This window comes from Acidimicrobiales bacterium (assembly GCA_035540975.1).
In the GTDB taxonomy this organism is placed as follows: domain Bacteria; phylum Actinomycetota; class Acidimicrobiia; order Acidimicrobiales.
In genome coordinates this window covers 1-26,035 of sequence record DATLFN010000034.1, presented here as the reverse complement: position 1 = coordinate 26,035, position 26,035 = coordinate 1, and the positions used below count along the sequence as shown (strand labels likewise).

The 26,035-nt window shown below is 74.5% G+C and carries 24 protein-coding genes; 17 read left to right on the top strand and 7 right to left on the bottom strand.

The window, feature by feature from the left end:
- Nucleotides 1-49: 49 nt before the first annotated feature.
- The gene (locus tag VM242_04370) at nt 50-808 is read left to right on the top strand and encodes an alpha/beta fold hydrolase (protein ID HVM04388.1); all 759 of its coding nucleotides are present in this window, start codon (nt 50-52) and stop codon (nt 806-808) included.
- A gap of 75 nt (nt 809-883) precedes the next feature.
- Here VM242_04370 and thiE read toward each other — a convergent pair whose 3' ends face one another.
- From thiE to aceE, 4 genes are read right to left on the bottom strand one after another with little or no spacing between them, the layout of a single operon-like run.
- A complete protein-coding gene (gene thiE / locus VM242_04365) occupies nt 884-1,537 on the bottom strand; it encodes a thiamine phosphate synthase (GenBank protein HVM04387.1) in 654 nt (217 codons plus the stop codon).
- Nucleotides 1,530-1,730, bottom strand: a complete 201-nt coding sequence (gene thiS, locus VM242_04360) for a sulfur carrier protein ThiS (protein ID HVM04386.1) — start codon at nt 1,728-1,730, stop codon at nt 1,530-1,532. The genes thiE and thiS overlap by 8 nt, the downstream gene beginning before the upstream one ends.
- A 39-nt stretch (nt 1,731-1,769) precedes the next feature.
- Nucleotides 1,770-2,363, bottom strand: coding sequence for an HhH-GPD-type base excision DNA repair protein (locus tag VM242_04355; GenBank protein ID HVM04385.1), 594 nt, complete (start codon nt 2,361-2,363; stop codon nt 1,770-1,772).
- The gene (gene aceE, locus VM242_04350; GenBank protein ID HVM04384.1) at nt 2,363-5,065 is read right to left on the bottom strand and encodes a pyruvate dehydrogenase (acetyl-transferring), homodimeric type; all 2,703 of its coding nucleotides are present in this window, start codon (nt 5,063-5,065) and stop codon (nt 2,363-2,365) included. Before aceE ends, VM242_04355 begins: the two co-directional genes overlap by 1 nt.
- Before the next feature lie 91 nt (nt 5,066-5,156).
- Between aceE and VM242_04345 the strand changes: the two genes are divergently transcribed.
- The 9 genes from VM242_04345 to VM242_04305 all read left to right on the top strand — a co-directional run bounded on the left by VM242_04345 (nt 5,157) and on the right by VM242_04305 (nt 14,848).
- A complete protein-coding gene (locus VM242_04345) occupies nt 5,157-6,167 on the top strand; it encodes a ribonuclease H (protein HVM04383.1) in 1,011 nt (336 codons plus the stop codon).
- 49 nt (nt 6,168-6,216) lie between these two features.
- Nucleotides 6,217-8,076, top strand: coding sequence for a hydantoinase/oxoprolinase family protein (locus tag VM242_04340; protein HVM04382.1), 1,860 nt, complete (start codon nt 6,217-6,219; stop codon nt 8,074-8,076).
- The gene (locus VM242_04335) at nt 8,073-9,626 is read left to right on the top strand and encodes a hydantoinase B/oxoprolinase family protein (GenBank protein HVM04381.1); all 1,554 of its coding nucleotides are present in this window, start codon (nt 8,073-8,075) and stop codon (nt 9,624-9,626) included. Before VM242_04340 ends, VM242_04335 begins: the two co-directional genes overlap by 4 nt.
- 19 nt (nt 9,627-9,645) lie before the next feature.
- Nucleotides 9,646-9,873, top strand: coding sequence for a type II toxin-antitoxin system prevent-host-death family antitoxin (locus tag VM242_04330; protein HVM04380.1), 228 nt, complete (start codon nt 9,646-9,648; stop codon nt 9,871-9,873).
- A complete protein-coding gene (locus VM242_04325) occupies nt 9,870-10,262 on the top strand; it encodes a PIN domain-containing protein (protein ID HVM04379.1) in 393 nt (130 codons plus the stop codon). The genes VM242_04330 and VM242_04325 overlap by 4 nt, the downstream gene beginning before the upstream one ends.
- Nucleotides 10,263-10,291: 29 nt before the next feature.
- A complete protein-coding gene (locus tag VM242_04320) occupies nt 10,292-10,675 on the top strand; it encodes a hydantoinase B/oxoprolinase family protein (protein ID HVM04378.1) in 384 nt (127 codons plus the stop codon).
- A 111-nt stretch (nt 10,676-10,786) separates the two neighbouring features.
- Nucleotides 10,787-11,023, top strand: coding sequence for an AbrB/MazE/SpoVT family DNA-binding domain-containing protein (locus tag VM242_04315; protein ID HVM04377.1), 237 nt, complete (start codon nt 10,787-10,789; stop codon nt 11,021-11,023).
- Nucleotides 11,020-11,430, top strand: coding sequence for a type II toxin-antitoxin system VapC family toxin (locus tag VM242_04310; protein HVM04376.1), 411 nt, complete (start codon nt 11,020-11,022; stop codon nt 11,428-11,430). The genes VM242_04315 and VM242_04310 overlap by 4 nt, the downstream gene beginning before the upstream one ends.
- 934 nt (nt 11,431-12,364) lie before the next feature.
- The gene (locus tag VM242_04305; protein HVM04375.1) at nt 12,365-14,848 is read left to right on the top strand and encodes a DUF5979 domain-containing protein; all 2,484 of its coding nucleotides are present in this window, start codon (nt 12,365-12,367) and stop codon (nt 14,846-14,848) included.
- A gap of 116 nt (nt 14,849-14,964) precedes the next feature.
- Here VM242_04305 and VM242_04300 read toward each other — a convergent pair whose 3' ends face one another.
- The 3 genes from VM242_04300 to VM242_04290 all read right to left on the bottom strand — a co-directional run bounded on the left by VM242_04300 (nt 14,965) and on the right by VM242_04290 (nt 18,453).
- Nucleotides 14,965-16,371 carry a M23 family metallopeptidase gene (locus VM242_04300; protein ID HVM04374.1) on the bottom strand — a complete coding sequence of 469 codons (1,407 nt, stop codon included), beginning with the start codon at nt 16,369-16,371 and terminating at the stop codon, nt 14,965-14,967.
- Between the two features lie 127 nt (nt 16,372-16,498).
- Nucleotides 16,499-17,662, bottom strand: coding sequence for a 2-iminoacetate synthase ThiH (gene thiH / locus VM242_04295; protein HVM04373.1), 1,164 nt, complete (start codon nt 17,660-17,662; stop codon nt 16,499-16,501).
- Nucleotides 17,659-18,453 (bottom strand): thiazole synthase, encoded by a 795-nt coding sequence (locus VM242_04290; GenBank protein ID HVM04372.1) that lies wholly within the window; start codon nt 18,451-18,453, stop codon nt 17,659-17,661. The genes thiH and VM242_04290 overlap by 4 nt, the downstream gene beginning before the upstream one ends.
- A 90-nt stretch (nt 18,454-18,543) precedes the next feature.
- Between VM242_04290 and VM242_04285 the strand changes: the two genes are divergently transcribed.
- From VM242_04285 to VM242_04255, 7 genes are all read left to right on the top strand, one after another.
- A complete protein-coding gene (locus tag VM242_04285) occupies nt 18,544-18,891 on the top strand; it encodes a DUF2203 family protein (protein HVM04371.1) in 348 nt (115 codons plus the stop codon).
- A 164-nt stretch (nt 18,892-19,055) separates the two neighbouring features.
- Nucleotides 19,056-20,456 carry a dihydrolipoyl dehydrogenase gene (lpdA, locus tag VM242_04280; protein HVM04370.1) on the top strand — a complete coding sequence of 467 codons (1,401 nt, stop codon included), beginning with the start codon at nt 19,056-19,058 and terminating at the stop codon, nt 20,454-20,456.
- Nucleotides 20,456-21,991, top strand: a complete 1,536-nt coding sequence (locus VM242_04275; GenBank protein ID HVM04369.1) for a dihydrolipoamide acetyltransferase family protein — start codon at nt 20,456-20,458, stop codon at nt 21,989-21,991. Before lpdA ends, VM242_04275 begins: the two co-directional genes overlap by 1 nt.
- The gene (lipA, locus tag VM242_04270) at nt 21,988-23,703 is read left to right on the top strand and encodes a lipoyl synthase (protein HVM04368.1); all 1,716 of its coding nucleotides are present in this window, start codon (nt 21,988-21,990) and stop codon (nt 23,701-23,703) included. The genes VM242_04275 and lipA overlap by 4 nt, the downstream gene beginning before the upstream one ends.
- 170 nt (nt 23,704-23,873) lie before the next feature.
- On the top strand, nt 23,874-24,965 hold the full coding sequence (locus tag VM242_04265) for a Xaa-Pro peptidase family protein (GenBank protein ID HVM04367.1): 1,092 nt from the start codon (nt 23,874-23,876) through the stop codon (nt 24,963-24,965).
- A gap of 1 nt (nt 24,966) precedes the next feature.
- Complete coding sequence (locus tag VM242_04260) at nt 24,967-25,689, top strand: SDR family oxidoreductase (protein ID HVM04366.1); 723 nt, start codon at nt 24,967-24,969, stop codon at nt 25,687-25,689.
- Nucleotides 25,686-26,035 (top strand): hypothetical protein (locus VM242_04255; protein HVM04365.1); only part of this gene is annotated, 350 nt, incomplete at its 3' end. The genes VM242_04260 and VM242_04255, both read left to right, overlap by 4 nt.

The following is a 26,035-nucleotide window of genomic DNA, read 5'->3' as shown; positions in this document are numbered from 1 at the left end:
CGGGTCGAAGTGACGGGCGGGAGGAGCCGTCCGGGCGTACCGTGGCAGCGTGGACACGGCGATCGACTCGGGGGGCCTGCGCCTGCGCGGGTACCTGGCCCGGCCGCCGGCGACGTCGGGCGGGCCCGGGCTGACCCGTCACGGGCTCGTCGTGTGCCACGGCTTCCCGAGCGGACCGGGCGGCGCGGCCACGGCCGCCCGCACGTACCCGCACCTGGCCGACCGCATCGCGGCGGACGCCGGGTGGGTCGTCCTCACCTTCAACTTCCGGGGCACCGGGGAGTCGGAGGGTGACTTCTCGCTGGGCGGGTGGGTCGCCGACCTGCGGGCGGCGGTCGACTACCTGCTGGAGGTCACCGACGTCGACGGCGTCTGGCTGTGCGGGTTCAGCACCGGCGGCTCACTGGCGCTGTGCGCGGCCGGCGAGGACGAGCGGGTCGGCGGGGTGGCGTCGTTCTCGGCGCCCGCCGACTTCGACGCCTGGGCCGCCGACCCCAAGCGCTTCGCCCACCACGCCCGCACCATCGGGGTGGTCCGCGACCAGGCGTTCCCCCGCGACCCCGCGGCGTGGGCCCGCGAGCTCAGCGACATACGGCCCATCGCCCTCATCGGCAAGGTCCCGCCCCGGCCCGTCCTGCTGGTGCACGGCGCCGAGGACGACGACGTCTCGGTGATGGACGCCCGCGCCCTGGCGGACGCCGCCGAGGGCCAGGTCGAGCTCCGCGTGCTCAGCGGGGCGGGCAGCCGCCTGCGCCACGACCCCCGCGCCATCGCTGTCCTCCTGGGCTGGCTCGACCGCCAGTCCTGAGCCCCAGCGGCCGTCTGGCACCGGGAATCGACACCCGGGCGCCGGATCCCGGTGCCAGAGCCGTGCCGGGGGCGTTCAGCCGAGGGCGGCGCGCAGGGCGCGGGCGGCGTCCTCGGGGTCGGCCGCCTCGGTCAGCCAGCGGACCACGACGAAGCGGCGCACGCCGGCGGCCAGGAGGGGCCCGACGGTGGCCGGCGTCACCCCGCCGGTGACGAACACGGGGCGGCCGGCGGTGCGCACGGCGTAGGCGGCGTAGTCGCGGCCGGTGCCCGGGCGGCCCGGCTTGGTGGGCGTCGCGGTGACGGGGCCGGCGGACACGTAGTCGACGGGTTCGGCGACGCTGGCGTCCACCTCGGCGGGGGCGTGGGTGGACAGCCCCACGACGGCGTCGGGCCCGAGGATGCGGCGGGCCAGCGACGGCGGGGCGTCGTCCTGGCCGACGTGCACGCCGTCGGCCCCGACCTCGAGGGCGAGGTCGGGGCGGTCGTTGAGGACGAACGGGACGCCCGCCGCCCGGCACACCTCGGCCGCCACCCGGGCCCGGGCCAGGAGGGGCCGGGCGTCGAGGTGCTTGTCCCGCAGCTGGACGACCTCGACGCCGCCCCGGAGGCACGCCGCCAGGAAGTCGGGCAGGTCGGGCCGGTCGGGCGTGCACAGGTAGAGGCGCCGCCCGCCCAGTGGTCCGCCGTCGTGCCCGTCCCCGGCGCCCTCCGTCCCCGCTTCAGCCACCGGCGACCGCCCGCACCAGCTCGAGGCGGTCGCCCTCGGCCAGCGCCGTCGTCGCCACGTCGGCCCGCCGCACCGGCTCGCCGTTGCGCTCCACCAGCACCCACCGCCCGCCCAGGCCCAGGGCGGCCAGGAGGTCGGCCACGGTGGCGCCCTCGGCCAGCACCACCGCGTCGCCATTGGCCGTCACCCGCATCCCGCCGACGGTAGCGGCGCTTTCAGTGCACTGAACGGGTCAGGACGGGCGGGGCGGGGCGGCGGCCCTGGCGGCGGCCTTCTTCTCCGCCTTGTACTGCCGCACGCGGGCGAGGCTCTCGGCGTCGACGATGTCGGCGACGGACATGTACGAGCCCGCCTGCCCGTACGGCCCGGCCGCCTCCTCCCAACCGGGGGGCCGGACGCCCAGCTGCTTGCCCAGCAGGGCCACGAAGATGCGGGCCTTCTGGTCGCCGAAGCCGGGCAGGGCCTTGACCCGGTTCAACAGGTCGGCGCCGTCGGCCGCCTTCTTCCACACGTTGGCCGCCTTGCCGCCGTACTCGTCGACCACGACCCGGCACAGCTGCTGCACCCGCTTGGCGTTGGCCGCCGGGAAGCGGTGGACGGCGGGGGGGCCGGCGAACGCCTTGGTGAGCTCGTCGGGGTCCATGGCGGCGATCTCGGCCGCGTCCAGCCGGCCGCCGAGTCGCTCCTTGACGGTGAGCGGGCCCCTGAACGCCCACTCCAGCGGGATCTGCTGGTCGAGCACCATGCCGACGAGCAGGGCCAGCGGGTCCCTGCTCAGCAGGGCGTCGGCCTCGGGGTGCTGCGACAGGGCGAGCTCGGGCGCCATCAGGCCGTCCGGGGGTCGATGGCTTCGGGGTCGATCTCGTAGCGGGCGATGGCGTCGGCCACGTCCTCCGCCTTGCCCTCCCCCGTGTCGGCCAGGGCCTTGAGCACGGCGACGACGACATGGCCGGCGTCGACCTCGAAGTGGCGGCGCAGGCCGGCCATGGTGTCGGAGCGGCCGTAGCCGTCGGTGCCCAGCGGGGTGAAGTGGCCGGGGACCCAGCGCGACACCTGGTCGGGCACCACCTTCATGAAGTCGGTGACGGCGACGAACGGCCCCTCCGCGCCCGAGAGCGCCTCGGTGACGTACGGCGTCCGCGGCGGCTCGGTGGGGTGCAGGCGGTTCCACCGCTCGGTGGACAGCGCGTCCTCCCGCAGCGCCTTGTACGACGTGGCGCTCCAGCACTCGACGGCCACGTCGTGGTCGTCGGCCAGCAGCCGCTGCGCCTCGAGGGTCGCCCCGTAGGCGCTCCCGCTGAACAGGACGGTGGCCCGTCGGGACGGCCCCTCGGGGGCCTCGGCGAAGCGGTACAGGCCCCGGATGATGCCCTGCTCCACCCCCGCGGGCTTGGGCGGCATCACGTAGTTCTCGTTGTAGAGGGTGAGGTAGTAGAAGCGGTCCTCGGGCACCTCGCCGTACATCGTCTCGATGCCGTACCGGATGATCTCGGCCACCTCGTAGGCGAAGGCGGGGTCGTAGGCGGCGCAGTTGGGCACCGCCGACGCCAGCAGCAGCGAGTGGCCGTCCTGGTGCTGGAGGCCCTCGCCGTTGAGCGTGGTGCGGCCGGCGGTGGCGCCCAGCATGAAGCCGCGGCCCCGCATGTCGCCGAACGCCCAGACCAGGTCCATGGTCCGCTGGAAGCCGAACATCGAATAGAAGATGTAGAAGGGCACCATGGGCTGGCCCCACGTGGCGTAGGCGGTGCCGGCGGCGGTGAAAGACGCCATCGACCCCGCCTCGGTGATGCCCTCCTCGAGGATCTGGCCGCTGCGGTCCTCCTTGTAGAACGACAGGGCGGCGGCGTCCACCGGCTCGTACTTCTGCCCGAACGGGGCGTAGATCGAGAACTCCTTGAACAGCCCGTCCATGCCGAACGTCCGCGCCTCGTCGGGGATGATCGGCACCACCCGGGCGCCCATGCCCTTGTCCCGCAGGAGGTTGCGGGCCAGGCGGGCGAAGCCCATGGTGGTCGAGAACTCCCGGCCCTTGGAGCCCTCGGCGAACTCGGCGAAGGCCTTGTCGTTGGGCGCCGGCAGGGGCCGCCACTTGAACGTGCGGCGGGGGAGGGGGCCGTCCAGCGCCCGGCGGCGCTCCATGAGGTACTCGTGCTCAGGAGTGCCCTCGGCCGGCCGATAGTACGGCGGGAACTTGGCGTCCAGCCCCTCGTCGGGGATCTGGTCGTGCAGGTGCAGGCGGTCCCGCAGGGTGGCCAGCTGCTCCTTGTTCATCGTCTTTATCTGGTGGGTGGCGTTGCGCGCCTCGATCTCGGGGCCGAGCGTCCATCCCTTGATCGTCTTGGCCAGGATGACGGTGGGTGTCCCCTGGTGCTCGACGGCCGACTTGTAGGCGGCGTAGAGCTTGCGGTAGTCGTGGCCGCCCCGGGGCAGGGTGCGCAGCTCGTCGTCGCTCAGGTGCTCGACCATCTTGCGCAGGCGGGGGTCGGGGCCGAAGAACCTCTCGCGGATGTACGCCCCGCTCTCGACGGAGAGCTTCTGGTACTCGCCGTCGACGGTGGTGTTCATCTTGTTGAGCAGCACGCCCTCGTGGTCGCGGGCCAGCAGCTCGTCCCACTTGGAGCCCCAGATCACCTTGATGACGTTCCACCCGGCGCCGCGGAAGACGGCCTCCAGCTCCTGGATGATCTTGCCGTTGCCGCGAACGGGGCCGTCGAGGCGCTGGAGGTTGCAGTTGACGACGAAGATCAGGTTGTCCAGTGCGTCGCGGGCGGCCAGCGACAGGGCGCCCAGGGACTCCGGCTCGTCCACCTCACCGTCGCCCAGGAAGCACCACACCTTCGACCCGCTGGTGTCGGCGATGCGGCGGTTCTGCAGGTACCGGTTGAACCGGGCCTGGTAGATGGCGTTGATGGGGCCGAGGCCCATGGAGACGGTGGGGAACTCCCAGAAGTCGGGCATGAGCCGCGGGTGGGGGTACGAGGACAGGCCCTTGCCCCCCAGCTCGCGGCGGAAGTGGTCGAGCTGCTCCTCGCTCAGCCGTCCCTCGAGGAAGGCCCGGGCGTAGATGCCGGGGGCGGCGTGGCCCTGGAAGTACACCTGGTCGCCGGGAAGGCCGTCGTCCTTTCCCCGGAAGAAGTGGTTGAAGCCGACCTCGTACAGGCTGGCCGAGCTGGCATAGGTGGCCAGGTGGCCCCCGATGCCCTTGGACAGGGTGTTGGCCCGGGTGACCATCACCGCCGCGTTCCAGCGGATGTAGGCGCGGATGCGACGCTCGATGTGCTCCTCGCCGGGGAACCACGGCTCCATGTCGGGCGGGATGGTGTTGACGTAGGGGGTCGAGACGGTGGCGGGGAAGCCCACCTGCTGCTCGAGGGCCCGTGCCAGCAGCTTCATCAGGAGGAACCGCCCACGGCGCTTGCCCCGGCTGTCGACGACGGCGTCGAAGGAGTCGAGCCACTCCGACGTCTCCTCGGGATCGATGTCGGGGAGCTGGTGGGCGAAGCCGTCGAAGATCAGCGGGTCGGCCATGCTCCATCGTCGCGCGTGCGGCGAAGCTTGCCCGGACCGGCGGCGGCGACCACGGGCGCGGCAGGATGGCGGCATCGCGACGGTCACGAAGGTGTACACGGACGGGGCCTGCATCGGGAACCCGGGGCCGGGGGGATGGGCGTGGGCCGTCCCCGAGGGACCGTGGGCGTCCGGCGCCGAAGCCAGGACCACCAACCAGCGCATGGAGATCAAGGCCGCCCTCGAGGCGGTGCGCTCCCACGACGGCCCCCTCGAGGTGGTGAGCGACTCCACCTATGTCGTCAACTGCTTCCGCGACCGCTGGTGGGAGGGGTGGCTGGCCCGCGACTGGACCAACAAGGCCCGCCAGCCCGTCGCCAACCGGGACCTGTGGGAGCCGCTGATCGACCTCGTCCGCGCCGACCCCGGGCGCGTCCGGTTCACGTGGGTCAAGGGCCACTCGTCGGACGCCATGAACGACCTGGTCGACCGGCTGGCCGTGCAGGCCGCCCGGGCCCAGGAGGGGGCGCGGGGCGAGGGGACGCCCGACCGGCTCGGGCCCGCCGACGCCCCCGGCGTGGCATCGGCCGCCGACCCCACCGCCGTCCCCGGCGTCCCCCAGGGCCGCCGGCTGGTGGTCGCCGGGCACCGGCCGCCCGAGCTGGGCGGCTACACGCCCAACCCCGTCGCCGACGGCGTGCGGTCGCGCCTGGGCGAGATCCTGGCCGCCAAACGGGAGCTGCACCCGGACCTGGTGGTGCTCACCGGGATGGGGCTCGGGACCGAGCAGCTGGCCGCCGAGGCGGCCCTGGAGGCCGGCGTGCCCTTCGTCGCCGTGCTCGCCTTCCCGGGCCAGGACGCCATGTGGCCGGCGGAGACCAGGGATCGTTTCGCCCGCCTCCTCGACAAGGCCGACGCCCAGGTGCTCCTCCAGGCCAGGGCGCCGTCGGGCAGGCAGGCGGTGTCGGGCGCCCTCGGCCGGCGCGACGCCTGGCTGGCCCGCCATGCCGAGGAGGCGATCGTGGTCTGGGACGGCGACGACGCCCTGGTCGGCCGGCTCGTGCGCAGCCTCCGGGACCACCTGGGCGAGGAGGAGGTCTGGGTCCTCGACCCCCACCGGTAGGGGCGGTCGGGCCCGGCGACGGGGGCTACCGGGTCGGTAGGGTCGCCGCGTGAGGGTCGGCGTCGACACGGGGGGCACGTTCACCGACGTGGTGGGCGCCGACGGGCGGATCGCCAAGGTGCTCTCCACGCCCGACGACCCCGCCCGGGGTCTGGCCGCCGGCCTGGGCGAGCTGGGGGACGAGCGGCCCCGGCTGCTGGCCCACGGGACCACCGTCGCCACCAACGCCCTGCTCGAGCGGCGGGGAGCCCGCGTCGCCCTGGTGACCACGGCGGGGCTGGCCGACGTCATCGAGATCGCCCGCCAGGACCGCCCGTCGCTCTACGACCAGTGGGCCGACCGCCCCGAGCCGCTGGTCCCCCGGGAGCTGCGCCTGGAGGTGGGCGGGCGGCTGGCGGCCGACGGCACGGAGGTGGAGCCCGTCGACCCCGCCGCCGTGCCGGCGGTTCCCGAGGGCGTCGAGGCCGTGGCGGTGTGCCTGCTCCACGCCGACCTCGACGCCCGCCACGAGCGTGCCGTGGCCGCCGTCCTGCGGGAGCGGGGGCTGGACGTGGTGTGCTCCACCGACGTGTCGCCCGAGTTCCGGGAGTACGAGCGGACGGTGACGACCGTCGTCGACGCCTACCTGCGCCCGGCGTGCCGCGCCTACCTGGGCCGGCTGGCCGGGCTGGCCGGCGAGGTGCTGGTGATGACGTCGGCCGGCGGGCTGGTGGGCCTGGCCGAGGGGGCCGACCGGCCCGCCTCCCTGCTGCTGTCGGGGCCGGCGGGCGGGGTGCGGGCGGCCGCCGCGGCGGCGACGGCGGCCGGCTACCCGGACGCCGTGAGCTTCGACATGGGCGGCACCAGCACCGACGTGTGCCTGATACTCGGCGGATCGCCCGCACCGGCCGCCGAGCGGACGGTGGCCGGGCTGCCCGTCCGCCTCCCGGCTCTCGACATCCACACCATCGGCGCCGGAGGCGGCTCGATCGCCCGCCTCGACCCGGGCGGCGCCCTGGCCGTCGGGCCCCGCAGCGCCGGCGCCGCACCCGGCCCCGCCTGCTACGGCCGGGGCGGCACCGACCCGACGGTCACCGACGCCGACCTCATCGCCGGCCGCATCCCCCACGACGCCCCCTTCCCCGGCATCGGCACCCTCGACGTGGACGCCGCCCTGGCCGCCCTCGACTCGGTGGACGTCCCGGCCGAGGGCGTGATCGCCGTCGTCGACGCCGCCATGGTGCAGGCGGTGCGGAAGGTGAGCGTCGAGCGCGGCGTGGACCCCCGCTCGCTGGCGCTGGTCGCCTTCGGCGGTGCCGGCCCCCTGCACGCCTGCGCCCTGGCCGACGAGCTGGGCATGGCCGCCGTGGTCGTGCCGCCCCGGGCCGGCGTGCTGTCGGCGGCGGGGCTCCTGGGCTCGCCCCGCCAGGCCGTGGTGGTCCGGTCGTGGCCCACGCCGGTCGACCACGGCGGGCTCTCGGCGGCGCGCTTCGCGCTGGCCCGGGTGGCGGCCCGCCGCCTGGTCGGCGCCGGCCCCGACGCCTCCGCCCAGGTCATGCTCAACCACCACACGTCGAGCGCCACCGTCACCGTGTCCGGCCAGGCGGTCGACGTCCGGATCTCCGTGGACTGCCGCTACGCCGGCCAGAGCCACGAGCTCACCGTCCCGTCGGTGGCCGCCTTCCCCGACGAGCACCGGCGGCGCAACGGGTACGCCCGCGCCGGCGCCGCCGTCGAGGTCACCGCCCTGCGGGCGGCGGCGTCGCTGCCGCCGCCGCTGCCGCTGGACGAGCTGCCTCCGCGCCCCGGCGGGGAGCGCCGGCCCGCCCGCGGTCCCACGGTCCTGGCCGAGGACGACTGCACCATCTGGGTCCCCGAGGGGTGGACGGCCGACGTGGCACCCGACGGCTCGTGGGTGCTGACCCGGTGAGCACGCCGGAGCCGCATGCCGCCCGCGGGCTCGACCCGGCCTCCCTCCGGGTCCTCGTCTCCCGCCTCACCGGCGTGGCCGACGAGATGGGCGCCGTCCTGCGCCGGGCCGCCTTCAGCCCCAACATCAAGGAGAGGGCCGACTGCTCGGCCGCCCTCTTCACGCCCGGCGGCGAGCTGCTGGTCCAGGCCGAGCACATCCCCGTCCACCTGGGGTCGATGCCGGCCTCGGTCCGGGCCGCCCTGGCCGTCGACGTGGGCCCCGGGGAGCAGGTGATCCTCAACGACCCCTTCGCCGGCGGGACCCACCTGAACGACGTCACCCTGGTGGCGCCGTGCTTCGTCGACGACCGGCTGGTGGGCTGGGCGGCCAACCGGGCCCATCACGCCGACGTCGGGGGCATGGCGCCCGGGTCGATGCCGCCCGACGCCGAGGAGATCGCCCAGGAAGGCCTGCGCATCCCGCCCGTCCCCTTCGCCGAGCAGGTGGCCGAGCTGCTGATCGCCAACTCCCGCACGCCCGAGGAGCGCCGGGGGGACCTCGACGCCCAGCTCGGGGCCAACCGGGTCGGAGTGGAGCGGCTGGCCGCCTTCGCCGGGGAGCCGCTGGGGGAGATCGTCGACTACGGGGAGCGGCGCATGCGGGCCGCCCTGTCGGAGGTCCCTGACGGGACGTGGCACTTCGAGGACGTCCTCGACTCGTGCGGCCCGGGCGACGCCCAGCGCCGGCCCGCCCGCATCACCCTCGACCTGACGGTGAGCGGCGACACCGTCACCTTCGACTTCACGGGGACGGACGGGCAGCGCCCGGGCAACGTCAACGCCGTCGAGGCGGTCACGGCCAGCTCCGTGGCCTGGGCCCTGCGCTCGGTCACCGACCCGACCATCCCCGCCAACGGCGGCGCCATGCGGCCCGTGCGCGTCGTCGCCCCGCGCGGCTCGGTGGTGAACGCCGTGCCGCCGGTGGCCGTGGGCGCCGGCAACGTCGAGGTGAGCCAGCGGGTGGCCGACGTGTGCCTCGGGGCCCTGGCCCAGGCCCTGCCCGGCCGGGTCGGGGCGGCCGGGCAGGGGACGATGAACAACGTCCTGCTCGGGGGCTCGGGGTGGGTGTACTACGAGACGGTGGCCGGCGGGCAGGGCGGCCGCCCCGGCCGGGCCGGCATGAGCGGCGTCCACACGGCGATGACAAATACCAGAAACACTCCCATCGAGGCGCTGGAGCGGGCCTATCCGCTCCGCGTCCTGCGTTACCGGCTGAGGCGGGGGAGTGGTGGCGCGGGACTGGCGCCCGGTGGGGAGGGGATCGAGCGCGACCTGCAGGTGCTGGAGGACGTCACCGTCTCGCTCATCACTGAGCGGCGGGTCTCCCGGCCGTGGGGGCTGGCCGGCGGGGAGCCTGGAGCGCCGGGGGAGAACTGGCTGCTGCCCGGCGGCGACGAGGCGCGTGCTGAGCGCCTTCTGGACAAGTGCACCGTGCGTCTCCGGGCAGGCGACGTACTCCGGATGTTGACACCAGGCGGCGGTGGGTGGGGATCTCCCCATGGGACCTGATGGCTAGTAGCATGACTCCATGACCAGACAAATGACCGCTACGGAGGTGAAGGCGCGAATCCTTGCACTGCTCGATGAGGTCGCCGGTGGCGAAGCCATCGAGATCACGAAGCATGGCAAGACCGTTGCCCGCCTCGTCCCTGCGCATGGCCCGCATGCATTGAAGGGCCGATTCGAAGGTGTCGCGATCACCGCCGCCGACGAGGACTCCCTCTTCACCACCGGCGCCCCGTGGGACCTGTCGTGACGACGGTCCTCTTGGATTCGCACGTCGTGCACTGGTGGTCGGCGGAGCCAGGCAAGCTGAGCGGAGCGGCGGGCACTGCGATCGAGGCGGCCGACGAGCTGGCGGTCGCTTCGATCTCGTGGTTCGAGCTGGCGTGGCTCGCAGGGCATGACCGGATACGGGTGACGGTTCCGGTCCGATCCTGGCTGGAGGAACTCGCGGCAGAGGTTCGCACGGTCGGAACCACGCCAGCAGTTGCGGCTACGGCCGTTGCCCTGCCGGCGTCCTTCCCCGGTGACCCCGCAGACCGCCTGATCTATGCGACCGCAGTCGAGCAAGGCTGGAGGCTCGTCACCAAGGATCGCCGCCTTCGAGACCATCGGGCGCCCCGACCGGTGACCATCTGGTAGCCGGCGGCGATGGGTCGGGCGCATGTGGTGTGTTCGTTGAGCACCAACACGAGGAACACCCCGATCGAGGCGCGCCGGAGCGGGCGTTCCCGTTGCGGGTGCTCCGCTACCGGCTGCGGCGGGGGAGCGGCGGCACCGGCCGCTGGCCGGGCGGCGAAGGCATCGAGCGCGACCTCGAGGTCCTGGAGGACGTGACTGTGTCGCTCATCACCGAGCGCCGGGTGTCGCAGCCGTGGGGCTTGGCAGCCGGCGGGCCGGGGGCGGTGGGCGAGAACTGGCTGCTGCCGGGCGGCGACGAGGCTGGTGGGGAGCGGCTGCTGGACAAGTGCACCATGCGCCTCCGCGCCGGTGACGTGCTGCGGATGCTGACGCCGGGCGGCGGCGGCTGGGGTCCACTTCAGCCGAGCGAGTAACGCCGGGGAGGTCTCGAAACGGACCCAACTTGCACGCCAGGCCATCGAGCGCTGGACCGTGTGAGCGGTCCGTGCGACCTCGACTGGGAGCTGGCTGGTAGAGTGATCCCTGTGGAAGCGACCGTGGATGACGTCGGACGGATCGTCCTGCCCAAACCACTGCGGGATCGGCTGCGGCTCACACCGGGAACCAAGGTCGACGTCAGCGAGTACGGCAATGGACTGCACGTCGCCCCGGTCGGTCGTACCGCGCGGCTGGAGGAGCGGGGCGGTCGCCTCGTCGCCGTTGCCGAGACGCCAGTGAGCGATGACGACGTGCTCGGGCTCATCGACGCCGGTCGTCGATGACCGAACTTCTGGTCGACACCAGCCTGGCTGTGCCGCTCGTGCTCATCTCGCACGAAGCGCACGCTTCGGTCAACGCGTCAGTGGGTGGCCGGTCGGTGGCGCTCGCGGGTCATGCGGCGCACGAGACCTATGCCGTGCTCACCCGGCTTCCCGGGGATGCACGCCTTATCCCACGGGACGCTGTCCGCCTGCTGAGTGAGCGGTTCGACCCGGCCGTGGTGCTGGATGCCAGATCGGCGCGTGCTGCGCTGGCTGTCCTGGCCGACCTGGAGATCGCGGGCGGCGCGACCTATGACGGTCTGATCGGGCTCGCTGCGAGGTCATCGGGTCTGCCGCTCGCGAGCCGGGACCGGCGCGCCGAGGGCACCTACCGGCGGCTGGGCGTCGAGGTGGAGCTGCTGACCTGACCGGTGTGCTTCACGAACAGTGTTGACGAATACCCGCAACACGCCGATCGAGCTGCGGGAGCGGGCGTTTCCCGCTGCTGGTCCTCGCGTACTGCCTGCGCCAGGGCAGTGGCGGCGCCACGCTGCCTTCGAGACCTTCTCGGTGCTGACCCGGCTGCCGGGCCCGGCCCGGCGCACCCCCGACGTCGTCCTGCGCCTGCTGGCCGCCAACGTTCCTGAGAACCGCCACCTGTCGGCGAACGGAGGGGCCGAGCTCGTCGGCCGACCGGCACGCGAGAACCTGGCTGGTGGCGCCGTCTACGACGCCCTCGTCGGTGCTGCGGCCGCGGACACGACCTGGTCCTCGCCACGAGGGACCGTCGGGCCCTCGAGACCTGCCGGGCCCTGGGCGTGCAGGCCGAGTTCTTGTCGGGACGGTGACCGCCTTCCGCACCGCCCGCTGGAGCCGGGGCGTCCCCGCCGGCGACGTGGGGCCGGCCCGATGGCCGCCGCCGCCCTCCGCGTGCTGGCCGTCGGGCGGGAGGGGGCGGACGCCCGAGGCGTGATCGGCGACGAAGTGGTCATCTGACCGTAGCCGACCCGCCACGCAGCGTGGCATCGTCGCGGATAGCCACCCGACTCGGCCGGAAACGGTCGGCAAGGGCGGCGCAAGGCGGCGCCGCTCCCGGAGCGGCATCGTCGCGCGGCATCCAGCCGAGGGTGCTCCAGCCCCGAGCCTTCGGCCACCAGTGCAATTCGCGGTATATGCCACAGAGAGTGACCAGTTCGACTTGACTAGTCATACGCTGAGTGGTTCATTCACTACAGAGAGACAACACGGGGGGCGGCAGCGGGTTCCCGCGGCGGCCACATCCATGGAAAGAGAGCGCACACAGTGATCGGACGCAAGAGTTCCGTTCGGCGACGGATCGGCGCGGGCGCCACCCTGCTGATGATGTTCGCCGCCGTCCTCACGACGCTGGCGGCGCCGTCGGGGGCCGACCACGAGGCGGGCCACGTGGCCGTCACCCAGCTCGCCGGCAGCGAGCTGAACAAGTGCCAGGGCGCCCTCCCCACGCCCGGCAGCGAGAACACCGACAAGCGCCTCGTCGGCGGCACCCTGGTGCCCGGCGGCACGGCCGTCTTCGAGTTCACCTATCCCTTCGACCCGACGGACACCACGGGACGCCAGGACTTCGTGATCCTCGACTGCGTGTTCGTCAACGACGAGCCGGTCCTGGCCTTCGAGCTGCACGGCGTGCCCAACACGGTCAGCCCGTTCATCTTCCAGTTCACCGTGGACATCCCGACCGATGTCGTGGTCGGCTCGGAGTTCTGCAACGTGGGCAAGACCACGGCCGCACCGTCGAGCGCCCAGGCCAGCAACCGCAAGGCGGGCCCGGCCTGCTTCGTGGTGGGCGGCGACCTGCGGGTCGTGAAGGTCGACCAGGCCGGTGCGCCCCTCACCGGCGCCACGTTCTCCGTGGTGTGCACGCCGACCAGCACCCTGCTGCCCGTCATCATCGAGGGCCAGACGGGCAACACGTACACCGGCACCACCGGCACCGACAACGCCATCGCGATCGCCGGCCCGCTGGGCACGTCGTGCGTGATCACCGAGACGGTTGCCCCGCCGGGCTACGTCCTCGCCACGCCGGCGTCGGTCACCGCCGTCATCGGTGTCGACGGCCCCGACATCACCTTCGTCAACCCGCCGGCCCTGGGCAGCCTGGCGATCACCAAGGTCTCCGACACGCCGGGCACCTTCACCTTCACCGTCGACTGCCCGGGCACGTCGGTCACGAACCAGAGCGTGACCGTCACCGTCGCTACCGCCGGCGCCCCCGGCACGACCAGCGCTCCCATCGCCGGGATCCCCGTCGGCACCGTGTGCACGGTCGCCGAGACGACCGCCCCGGGCTTCAACCCGCAGCCGCCCCAGAACGTCACCATCGCCCTCGGGACGAACACGGTGACCTTCACCAACGTGCGCCAGACCGGCAGCCTGGTCATCACCAAGGTCTCCGACACGCCCGGCTCGTTCACCTTCTCGGTGAACTGCCCCGGCACGTCGGTCACCAACCAGTCGGTCACGGTGGACGTGACGGCGGCCGGCGCCCCGGGCACCACCAGCGCCCCCATCGCCGGCATCCCGACCGGCACGGTGTGCACGGTGACCGAGCAGCCGGCGCCCGGCTTCGAGCCGCAGGCGCCCCAGAACGTCACTATCGCCCTCGGGACGAACACGGTGACCTTCACCAACGTGCGCCAGACCGGCAGCCTGGTCATCACCAAGGTCTCCGACACGCCCGGCTCCTTCACCTTCACGGTGAACTGCCCCGGCACGTCGGTCACCAACCAGTCGGTCACCGTGGACGTGACGGCGGCCGGCGCCCCGGGCACCACCAGCGCCCCCGTCGCCGGCATCCCGACCGGCACGGTGTGCACGGTGACCGAGTCGCCTGCCGCCGGCTTCGCTCCCCAGGCGCCGCAGACGGTCACCATCGTCCAGGGCACCAACACGGTGACGTTCACCAACGTCCGCCTGACCGGGGACCTGGTCGTGGCCAAGACCACCGTCGACGGCACCGGCACCTTCAACTTCACGGTGGACTGCAACCCGGGCACGGTGTTCGACCAGACGTTCCAGCTGACGAACAACGAGACCCGCCGCATCGCCGGCATCCCGACCGGCACCACCTGCTCGGTGGTCGAGGCGGCCAACGCCCTGTTCACCAGCGCCGTCACGCCCGGCAACGGCACCGTCGTCATCGCCGCCGGTGACAACCTGGTGAGCTTCACCAACACCGCCCGGCCGCCCGTCCTCGCCGTCACCAAGACGGCCGACGCCGGCAGCGTGGTGGCGGGCGGAACCGTCGGCTACACGGTGACGGTGACCAACACCGGCGCCGGGCGGGCCGTCAGCGTCACCCTGGACGACCCGCTGCCCACGCTGGCCGGCGTGAACTGGGCCATCAGCCCCGCCTTCGCCGGCCCGGGCACGTGCACGGTCAACGGCTCGGCCCCGGCCCAGACGCTGACCTGCTCGTTCGGGAACATGGACCCCGGCGCCTCGGCGACGGTCCGTCTCTCGAGCGGCACCACGGCCGCCACCGCCGGCTCGCTCGTCAACACGGCGACGGCCCGGGCCGCCAACTTCGGCCCCGTGACGGCCACCGCCACCATCGTGGTCACCGTCCCGACCGCCGTCCTCGGCGCGGCGCAGACGGCGCCCGAGGCCACGGTCCCGGCGCCCACCACGACCACCACGGCGGCCCCGGCCCCGACGACCACCACGACCGTCGCCCCCCGGGTCCTCTCCCAGAGCCTGCCGCGGACGGGCGTCGACGCCCTCACCATGGTGGGACTGGGCCTCGGCCTGGTCCTCGTGGGGGCGGCCCTGAAGCGGGGAGGCCGCAGCCGGCGCAGCGACGGCTGACGCACCACTGAAGCAGAGCACGACGAGGGGCGCCCCGGCGGGCGCCCCTCGTCGCGGGTGTACGGCGGGTCCGCTCACCGCGGCTACGACCGGGCGAGCGGCGACGGGCGGGCCGGCTACGGCTTGGAGGGCGGCGCCGCGGGCACGGGGGCGAAGTCGATGATCGGCGTGTTGGCCCCGATCCCGGCCGCCGTGAGGCTGCCGGAGAAGTTGGCGTCGCCCAGGTTCCAGGTGCTGCCGTCGGCCGCCTGGACCCAGTAGCCCTTGCCGGTCGGCGTCGGGACGAGGCGCACGCCGGTGGGCCACCTGCAGAGGCCGGCGCCGGGCAGCGAGCCCAGGAAGGCGGCGTCGCCGAAGGAGAACACGCCGCCGTCGGCCGCCAGCAGCCAGTACCCCCGGCCCGACGGCGTGGCGCCCAGGGCGACGACGGACGTGGCGATCCCCAGGCCGGGCACCGAGCCGAGGAAGCCCGAGGCACCGAAGCCGAACACCCCGCCGTCAGAGCCCAGCAGCCAGTAGCCGTCGCCCTGCGCCGTGGCGGCCATGGCCACGATCGGCCGATTCAGGGCGATGGCCCCGGTCGACCCGAAGAAGGTGGCGTCGCCGAAGGCGAAGATCCCGCCGTCGGACGCCACCAGCCAGTAGCCCCGGCCCGTCGGCGTCGCCGCCATGCCCACGATGGGTTTGTTCAGTCTGAGCGCACCGGTGGACCCGAGGAAGGTGGCGTCGCCGAAGGCGAATATCCCGCCGTCCCGGGCGACCAGCCAGTAGCCCCCGCCCGTGGGCGTGGCGGCCATGCCGACGATGGGCTGGTTGAGCTTCACGGCGCCGGTGGAACCGTGGAAGGCGGCGCCGCCGAACCCGAAGACACCCCCGTCGGAGCCCAGCAGCCAGTAGCCGGCCGACGACCTCGGGTTCGGCTTCGCCACCGGGTTGGTCCCGTAGGAACAGCGGTTGCCGGCAGGGAGGCCCTGGGCCAGGCGCAGGCTCGTCCACGGGTTCACGGCCGAGCCGTCGGGGGCGCGCATCTCGAAGTGGAGGTGGGGGGCGGTGCCCTCGGCGTTGCCCGAGTCGCCCAGGAAGGAGAGATGCTGGCCCGCCTTCACCAGGGCGCCGTTCACGATCCCGGGACCGAGCATCCACTCCAGCGGGTTGAGCCCGTCGTCGGTGCCCGGCGAGTCGTTGTTGACGTGGATGTAGCGGTAGGACCAGCCGTCGGCGTCGGTGATCGTGACCATGTTGCCGGACAGGGGCCCTCCGGTCGACACCCGCACCTTGCCGTCGGTGACGGCCACCAGCTTCTGCAGCTTGGCCCCGAAGATGTCGTTGCCCTCGTGGGAGCGACCGCCGCTGCGGGCGTCGCCGAAGTCGTCGGTGTACGTCGCCGTGCCTTCCACCGGGAAGGCGATGCGCCGGAACGGCTCGCCCTCGTCGGCCCCCGCCGGCGGCGCCGGGAGCACCAGGGCCGAGGCGGCCAGTACGGCGGCGCCGACGGCGGCGGAGAGGATGCCGGGACGTGCCATGGTCGTCGTTGACTCGACAACCGCAGCCCCGGGCTTGAGCGGCTCGGCCTATTGCGCCCCCTCGGCGTGCCCCGAGCGACCGGTGCCGGCTCCCCCGACGGGGTGCCCCGGGGACGGGTGCAGGAGGTCAGCGCTCGACCCGCTGCCAGTCCTTCCACACCGGGTCGAAGCCGGCCTGGCGGACCACGGCGGCCACCTCAGCCGGCGTGCGGAGGTCGGCCACCTCGAACTGCGGCTCGGCCCCGTCGGGGGCGGCGTACCCGCCCGGCTCGGTCGACGACCCGGCCGAGACGTGGGTGACGCCGAGGCCGAGCAGGGCGTCGCGGAGGGCGGGTGCCTCCCGGGTGGACAGGACCAGCCCCACGTCCGGCAGGAGCAGGCGCAGGGCGCACAACAGCTGCACGAACTGGCGGTCGCCCACCACCGCCGCCGGACCGGCGACCCCGGCGGCCGGGCGCATGCGGGGGAGGGACACGGTGACCTCGCAACGCCACCACCGGCGCACCAGCGCCCGGGCGTGGGCGGCCACCGCCAGCGCGTCCAGCCTCCAGTCGGGGTGGAGCCCGAGCAGGGCGCCGATGCCGAGGCGGCGCATGCCCGCCTCCGCACCCCGGTCGGGCGCGGCCAGGCGCCAGTCGTAGTTGCGCTTCTTGCCCTTCAGGTGGACGCCGGCATAGAGGTCGCGGTCGTAGGTCTCCTGGTAGACGACGAGGCCGTCGCAGCCCGCCTCGACCAGGCGCCGGTACGTGCCCGTGTCCCACACCTGGACCTCAACCGACAGGGCGGGCACCTCGGCGGAGAGCGCCCGCACGCAGTCGACCAGGTAGTCCTTGCTCACGATGCGGGCGTGCTCGCCGGCGACCAGGAGCAGGTGCCGGAACCCGCGGGCGGTCAGCGTGCGCGCCTCCTCACGGACCTCGTCGACCGACAGCGTGCGGCGGGCTATCTGGTTGCCGGCCGAGAACCCGCAGTACGTGCACACCGAGACGCACTCGTTGGACACGTACAGCGGGGAGAAGAGGTGGATGGTGCGGCCGAACCGGCGGAGGGTGAGGTCCCGCGCCCGGCGGGCCAGGTCCTCGAGCCGGCCGTCGGCGGCCGGGGAGATCAGGGCGGCGAAGTCGGCGAGCGTCGGCCGCGCCGCCCGCAGCGCCCGCTCGACGTCGGCGCCGGTGGCCGCCGCCGCCCGGGCGCGCAGCCCGGCCAGGTCGGTGGCCACGAGGTCGGCTGCCGCCGTCCCGTCCGGCACGCCGGCCGGGCGCGACTCCAGCTCGACAGGCGTGAGGGTCACGTCGACAGGAAGCCGGTGAGCGGCGAGCTGGCCTCGGCGCCCGAACGCGCCGCGGGCAGGCCGGCCAGGAAGGCCCGCCGTCCCGCCTCGACGGCCAGCCGGAAGGCGCCGCCCATGGCCGGCGGGTCGCCGGCGGTGCCGATGGCGGTGTTGACGAGCACGGCGTCGGCGCCCAGCTCCAGCGCCTCGGCCGCCTGGCTGGGGGCGCCGATGCCGGCGTCCACCACCACGGGGACGAGGGACTGCTCGACGATGATCTCCAGGGCGGCCCGCGTGCGCAGGCCCTGGTTCGAGCCGATCCACGAGCCGAGCGGCATGACGGTCGCGCAGCCCACCTCCTCCAGCCGCTTGCACAGCACCGGGTCGGCGTTGACGTAGGGCAGGACGGTGAACCCCTCGGCGCACAGCACCTCGGCCGCCTTGAGCGTCTCCACCGGGTCGGGCAGGAGGTAACGAGGATCGGGTGTCACCTCCAGCTTGATCCACTCCGGCAGCCCGGCCGCCCGGGCCAGGCGGGCCAGCCGGATGGCCTCGTCGGCGTCCACCGCGCCGCTGGTGTTGGTGAGGAGGAGGACGTCGGGCGGGAGGGCGTCGAGGATGTCCTCCTCGGCCGTCGGGTCCACCCGCCGGAGCGCCACCGTCACCATCCCGGTGCCGCACGCCTCGATGGTCGCCCGCAGCGACTGGTGGGAGGGGAACTTGCCCGTCCCCAGGAACAGCCGGGACGTGAACGTCCTCCCGGCGATCACGAGCGGGTCGTCGACCATGGTGCACGCCTCCTCGGCCCGCATTACCGGGCCGGTCGTCCCGAGGGTCGTGGGCGTCTCCCACCTCTCAGCCCGGACTGCCGAGCTCCCCTGCGTGCCCGGTAGCCTACCCCCGTGCGCTACTGGACCGAGGAGGAGGCCAGGCGCTACCTCCCCCGGCTCCGCCACCTCGTCGAGGTCGTGCGGGCGGCGGCCAGCCTCGCCATCGTCTCCCGCCGGAACGGCCACGGCTCGCCGCCCGACGACGACCCCCGCGCCGCGCTGGCGGAGCTGGAGCAGGGCGACATCATCGTGCGCGACCCGTCCACCGGGCTCGTCGACTTCCACGCCGTCGGCCCCGACGGCGTCGAGTACCTCCTCTGCTACCGCCTGGACGAGGACGACCTGGGCTGGTGGCACTACCCGGCGGAGGGGTTCCCGGGCCGCAAGCGCCTGCCCCGTGAGCCGGGGGAGCCGTCGTGAGCACCCGCAAGCTGATCATCGCCGCCCTGTGCTGCGGCCTGCTGATCCTGCTCGCCTCGGCCGTGCAGCTCTATCTGGCCAGCCGCTGACCCGCGGAGCGGCGGGCCGGCCAGGCGGAGCGCCCGTGCGGCCAGTCAGACCTAGGCTGACCGTGAGCCAGGGAGGTGGTCCGCACGGCTGACCAGTACGACATCGTCGTCATCGGAGGAGGGCCGGGGGGGTACGCAGCCGCGCTGTACGCGGCCGGAGCCGGGTTGTCGGTGGCCGTCGTGGAGAAGGACAAGGTCGGCGGCACGTGCCTCCACCGGGGGTGCATCCCGGCCAAGGAGTTCCTGGAGACGGCCACGGTCTTCCGCACGGTGGCGGGCGCCGAGGACTTCGGCGTGCGGGCGGGGAAGCCGGCCGTCGAGTTCTCGGTCAGCCAGCAGCGCAAGCAGAAGGTGGTCGACCAGCTCTGGAAGGGCCTCGCCGGCCTGATGAAGCGCCGGAAGATCACGACCGTGGCCGGCACCGGCCGCCTCGGGCGCGACCGCAAGGTGACGGTGGACGACGGCACCGAGCTGGTCGGCAGGAACGTGATCCTGGCCGCCGGGTCGGTGCCCCGCACGATCCCCGGCTTCGACGTCGACGGCCGCCTGGTGATGACCTCGGACGAGGTGCTGGCGCTCGAGGAGCTGCCCGGCACGGCGGCGGTGATCGGGGCGGGCGCCATCGGCTGCGAGTTCGCCTCGATGATGAGCGACCTCGGCACCAAGGTGACGATGCTCGAGGCGCTGCCCACCATGCTCCCGGGCTGCGACGCCGATGTCGTCAAGGTCGTGGCCAAGTCGTTCCAGAAGCGGGGGATCGACGTCCACCTGGGCGTGAAGGTCTCCGGCCACCAGCCCCGGGACGGCGGTGGCACCACGGTGGCCTTCGGCGAGGACCAGCGGCTGGACGTGGACGCCGTGGTGGTCTCCGTGGGCCGCCGTCCGCGGTCGGACGGGCTGGTCGAGGACGGCACGGGCGTCGAGATCGACGAGCGGGGCTTCGTGAAGGTGGACGAGCGGTGCCGCACGGCGGAGGCGGGCGTGTACGCGGTGGGCGACCTGGTCGCCACGCCCCAGCTGGCCCACGTGGGGTTCGCCGAGGCCATCGTGGCCGTGAAGGACATCCTGGGCGAGTCGCCCGTCCCCGTGGACTACGGCAAGGTCCCCTGGTGCATCTACTGCCATCCCGAGGTGGCGTTCGCGGGGATGACGGAGGAGGCGGCGCGCGACGCCGGCCTGGACGTCGTGGCCAAAGCCGATCCGTTCGTGGGCAACGGCCGGGCGATCATCGTGGGCGAGACGGAGGGCCTGGTGAAGGTGGTCGCCGAGAAGGGCCCCGACGGCCGGGCCGGGCGCATCCTCGGGGTGCACATGGTGGGGCCGTGGGTCACCGAGCAGCTCGGCCAGGGGTACCTGGCGCTGAACTGGGAGGCGGTGCCCGACGAGGTGGCGGCGTTCATCCAGCCCCATCCGACGATGTCCGAGGTGTTCGGGGAGACGATGCTGGCGCTGACCGGAAGGGGGTTGCACGCCTGATGGCCGACATCACCATGCCGCAGCTGGGCGAGACGGTGACCGAGGGCACCATCACGCGCTGGGCCAAGAGCGTCGGGGACCGGGTGGAGGAGGACGAGGTCCTCTTCGAGGTGTCCACCGACAAGGTCGACTCGGAGGTGCCGTCGCCGGCGGCCGGCGTGCTCCGGGAGATCCTCGTCCAGGAGGGCGAGACGGCCGATGTCGGCGCCAAGCTGGCCGTCATCGAGGACGGCGCGTCGGCCGACGGCGACTCGGGCGGAGGCCAGGCCGCCTCGGCGCCCGCGGCGACGGCGGAGCCCCGGGCCGAGGACAACGGGACCAAGGCGACCACCGATGCCGAGCCCGAGCGCGAGGCGGCAGCGCAGCCCGAGCCCGAGCCCGAGCGCGAGTCCGAGCCCGAGCCCGAGCGCGAGCCCGAGCCGGGAGCGCAGCCCGTGCCCGAGCGTGTTCGCGCCGAGTCGGCCGGTGACGGGTCGCGGGCCGCCCCGGCCGAGGCCGCCGCGCCGGCGCAGGGCGCCGCCGCGCCGGCGGCGACGGCGACGCAGGGCGGCGGCGGGACGCAGGGCCAGGTGCTCTCGCCCGTGGTGCGTCGCCTGCTCAAGGAGCACGAGCTCAGCCCCGAGGAGATCCGCCCCACCGGGGCCGGCGGCCGGATCACGCGGGCCGACGTCCTCGCCGTGATCGACGCCCGCGGCGCGGGCGGCCCGCCCCGCACGGGGGCACCGCCCGCCCGGGAGGCGCCGGCACCGGCACCGGCACGCCAGCCGGCGGCGGAGGCCCCGGCGCCTGCCGCCGCTGGGGACGGCAAGCCGACGTCCCGCCGGGACGAGACCATCGCCTTCACCAACATCCGGCGCCGCACGGCCGAGCACATGCGCCGGTCGCTGGACACCTCGGCCCACACCCTGGTGGTGATCGAGGTCGACTACGACAACGTCGACAAGGCCCGCCTGCCCGCTCGGGCCCGCTTCAAGGAGGAGGAGGGCTTCAGCCTCACCTACCTGCCGTTCGTCGCCCGGGCGGTGGTGGACGCCATCCGTGACTTCCCGCACGTCAACTCGTCGGTGGGCGAGAACGAGCTGGTGGTCCACCACTACGTGAACCTCGGCATCGCCGTGGACCTCAACCTGGAGGGCCTCATCGTCCCCGTGGTCCACGACGCCGACGACAAGCGGCTCCGGGCGCTCGCCCGGGAGATCTCCGGCCTGGCCGCCCGGGCCCGGGCCCGGAAGCTGAGTGCCGACGACATCTCGGGCGGCACCTTCACGATCACCAACCCGGGCGGGTACGGCACCCTCATCACGGCGCCGATCATCAACCAGCCCCAGGTGGCGATCCTGTCGAGCGACGGCGTGCGCCAGAAGCCGGTCGCCGTGGCCCTGCCCGGCGGCGGGTACGGGGTGGCCGTGCACCCCGTCGGCAACCTGGCCATCGCCTTCGACCACCGGGCCGTCGACGGCGCCTACGCGTCGGCCTTCCTGGCCCGGGTGCGCGACGTGCTCGAGACGAGGGACTGGGCCCAGGAGCTGACGTGACGGCCCCGGTCGCCGCGCCGCTCCGGCCCGGGCCGGCGCGGGGGCCGCGAGGGCCGCTGCGGGTGCGGTGGCTGGGCCGCGTGGCCTACCGGGACGGGATCGCTCTCCAGCGGGCGCTCCACCGCGGCGGGCAGGGCGAGCACCTGCTGCTGCTGGAGCACCCGAGCGTCTACACCCTCGGCCTGCGGGGGACCCCCGACTCGGTGCTCGTCCCGCCCGAGCGGCTGGACGGCGACCTGGTGCGCGCCGACCGGGGCGGAGACGTCACCTGGCACGGCCCCGGCCAGCTGGTGGGGTACCCCGTCGTGTCGGTGCCGAGCGGGCCCGGAACGACGCCCGCCCACGTGGCCACCGTCGAGCAGGTCGTCATCGACGCCCTGGCCGACCTGGGGCTGGCGGGCGCCACCCGCCACCCCGGTCTCCCCGGCGTGTGGGTCGGCGACCGCAAGATCTGCGCCGTCGGCGTGCGCCTCACCCGCGGCCGGTCGATGCACGGGTTCGCCCTCAACGTCGACCCCGACCTGTCGCACTTCGACGCCATCGTCCCCTGCGGCATCCCGGACCGGGGCGTGACCTCCCTGGCCGCCGAGGGGCTGGGCGTCCCGATGCGGGCGGTAGCCGACGCGGTCGCCGCCCGCGCCGCCGAGCGGTGGGGGACGGCCGGCGTCGAGCGCCAGGACGTGGCGTGGCGGGTGCCTGCCGAGGACGCCGCCGTGGTGGCCGGCGGACCGTCGGCGCCGGGCGCGCCCGTGCGCCTGCTGGGGCGGCTGGCGGCGGCGGGCGTGGACGCATCGGCCTCGGTCCCCCTGGGCGAGCGCAAGCCGCCGTGGCTGCGGGCCCCGGCCCGCATGGGGGAGCCCTTCCGTGCCCTGCAGCACGACCTCCGGGAGCGCCGCCTCACCACCGTGTGCGAGGAGGCCGGCTGCCCCAACATCTTCGAGTGCTGGGGCGCCGGCACGGCCACCTTCATGCTGAACGGGGACCGCTGCACCCGGGCGTGCGGGTTCTGCCTGGTGGACACCCGCCGGCCCGAGGCGCCGGACGCGGGCGAGCCGGAGCGGGTGGCCGAGGCGGTCGAGGCCCTGGCCCTGGAGCACGCCGTGCTCACCGCCGTGGCCAGGGACGACCTGCCCGACGGCGGAGCGGCCGCCTTCGCGGCGACCATCGATGCCGTCCGCCGGCGCTGCCCCGGCACCGCCGTCGAGGTCCTCATCCCCGACTGCAAGGGCGACCCGGGCGCCCTGGAGACGATCTTCGCCGCCCGTCCCGACGTGGTGAACCACAACCTGGAGACGGTGGCCCGCCTGCAGCGGGCGGTGCGGCCGTCGGCCTCCTACGCCCGCAGCCTGGCCGTGCTGGCCCTGGCCGGGGCCGCCGGGCTCACCACCAAGTCGGGGCTCATCCTGGGCATGGGCGAGGCGGAGGACGAGGTGCTCGGGGCGCTGGCCGACCTGCGGGCGGTGGGCGTCGGCATCGTCACGCTGGGCCAGTACCTGCGGCCCACCGCCGCCCACCTCCCCGTCGCCCGCTGGTGGCACCCCGAGGAGTTCGACCGCCTGGCCGAGCGGGGGAAGGCCATGGGGTTCGCCCACGTGCAGGCGTCGCCCCTCACCCGGTCCAGCTACCACGCCCGCGACGCGGCGGCGGCCGCGGCTGCTGCGGCTGCTTCGGCGGCGCCCGCCGCGGTTCCGGCGGCACATCCGGGCGCATAGCGCCCCTCCCTGCCGCCAGAACGCGACGCCCACACCCGCGACGCGGCGGCTGCTGCGGCTGCTTCGGCGGCGCCCGCCGCGGTTCCGGCGGCACATCCGGGCGCATGGTGCCCCTCCCTGCCGCCAGAACGCGACGCACCTGGCCGAGGGCGCGCCTCTACGCTGCAGCCGTGAGCCGGGTCGAGCGCGTGGAACGGGTGCGCGGGCGCATGGGGGAGCTGGGCGTGGACGCCCTGCTGCTCTCCCTCGGCGCCGACCTGCCGTGGCTCACCGGGTACGAGGCCATGCCCCTCGAGCGGCTCACCATGCTCGTCCTGCCCGCCGACGGCGACGCCACCCTGGTGGTCCCCCGGCTGGAGGCTCCCCGGGTCGCGCACGACCCCGCCCTGTTCGCCCTGCGGCCCTGGGAGGAGACGGAGGACCCGGTGGCGGTGGTGGCCGACCTGGTGGGCGGGCGCCGCTCGCTGGCCGTGTCGGACCGGGCGTGGGCGACCTTCGTCCTGCAGTTGCAGGCGTCGCTGCCCACGGCCCGGTGGCTGGCCGCCTCCACCGTCACCGGGCCGCTGCGGGCGGTGAAGGACGCCGACGAGATCGCCGCCCTCCGCCGGGCCGGCGCCGCCGCCGACCGGGTGGCGGCCGCCCTGGTGGCCGGGGACGTCGCGCTGGTGGGCCGGACGGAGGCCGAGGTGTCCGCCGACCTGTCGGCCCGCCTGCGGGCCGAGGGCCACGACCGGGTCAACTTCGCCATCGTGGGGAGCGGCCCCAACTCGGCCAGCCCCCACCACGAGCCGGGGCGGCGGCTGATCGGCGAGGGTGAGGCGGTCGTCTGCGACTTCGGCGGCACCCTCGACGGCTACTGCTCCGACACCACACGCACGGTCTTCACCGGCCCGCCGCCGGCCGGGTTCCGCGACGTGTACGCCGCCGTGCAGCGGGCCCAGGCGGCGGCGGTCGAGGCGGCGGTGGTGGGCACGCCGTGCGAGGACGTCGACGCCGTCGCCCGCCGCATCATCGAGGAGGCGGGGTACGGCCCGCAGTTCGTGCACCGCACCGGCCACGGCATCGGGCTGGAGGAGCACGAGGACCCGTACCTGGTCGGTGGCAACTGCGAGGCCCTGGTCGCCGGGCACGCCTTTTCCGTCGAGCCCGGGGTCTACGTCGATGGCCGCTGGGGCGTGCGCATCGAGGACATCGTGGTGGCGGCCGAGTCGGGCCCCGATCCCCTGAACGCGGTGTCGCACGACCTGGCCGTCGTGGCCTGACGTGGACCTGGGGCTCGGGGGCCGGGTCGCCCTGGTCACCGCTTCGTCGAGGGGCCTCGGGCTGGCGTGCGCCCGGGCGTTCGCGGCCGAGGGCGCCCGGGTGGCGATCTGCGGCCGCGGCGAGGAGGCGGTGCGGGCGGCCGAGAGGGCGCTGGCCGACGGGGGGGCCGAGGTGCTGGCCATGGTGGAGGACGTCACCGACCCGGCGGCGCCGGCCCGGCTGGTGGACGCCACCGTCGAGCGCTTCGGGTCACTCGACGTCCTCGTCGCCAACGCCGGTGGGCCGCCGCCCGCCCGGTCCCTCGACGTGGACGACGCCCGCCTGCTGGCCGCCCTCGAGGCCAACCTGGTCACTTCCGTCCGCCTGGTCCGGGCCGCCGTTCCCCACCTGCGCGCCGGCGGGTGGGGCCGCATCTGCCTGATCCTCTCCTACTTCGTGCGCCAGCCGGCCGGGCACCTGGCCCTGTCGAACACGGCCCGCACGGGGCTGTGGGCGTGGGCCAAGACGGCGGCCGCCGACCTGGCGCCCGACGGCGTCACCCTCAACGCCGTCCTGCCCGGGCCGCACGACACGGCCCGCATGCGCGAGCTGGGTGCCACCGGCCCCCTCGCCGACCCGGCCGACCTCGGCCGGGTGGTGGCGTTCCTGTGCTCGCAGCCGGCCGCCAACGTCAGCGGCGCGGCACTGGCGGTCGACGGCGCCGCCACCGTCGCCTTCCCGTGATCCGCCTCGACGGCGCCACCGTCCTCGTCCAGTGGGCGACGGGCGGCCTGCTGTTCCTGTGGGTGACGACCCGCCGCCGCCACGTCGGCATCGGCTACGGCTGGCTGCTGCGGGCGACGTACCTGGTCATGGCGCTGGGGTCGCTGGCCGTGGCCCGGGTGGTCGGAGCGGTACCGGTCCGGGACGTGTTCGCCGGGTTGATGGCGGCCGGCGCCGGCGTCGCCCTCGTGCTGTCCGTGGTGCGGCGGCGGGCGGGCGTGGCGGGGGAGCGGGCCCGCCGCGAGCGCCGGACCGCCCGGGTGGCGGCCATGACGGGCATCGACCGCGACCCCTCCGGCCCCGACCC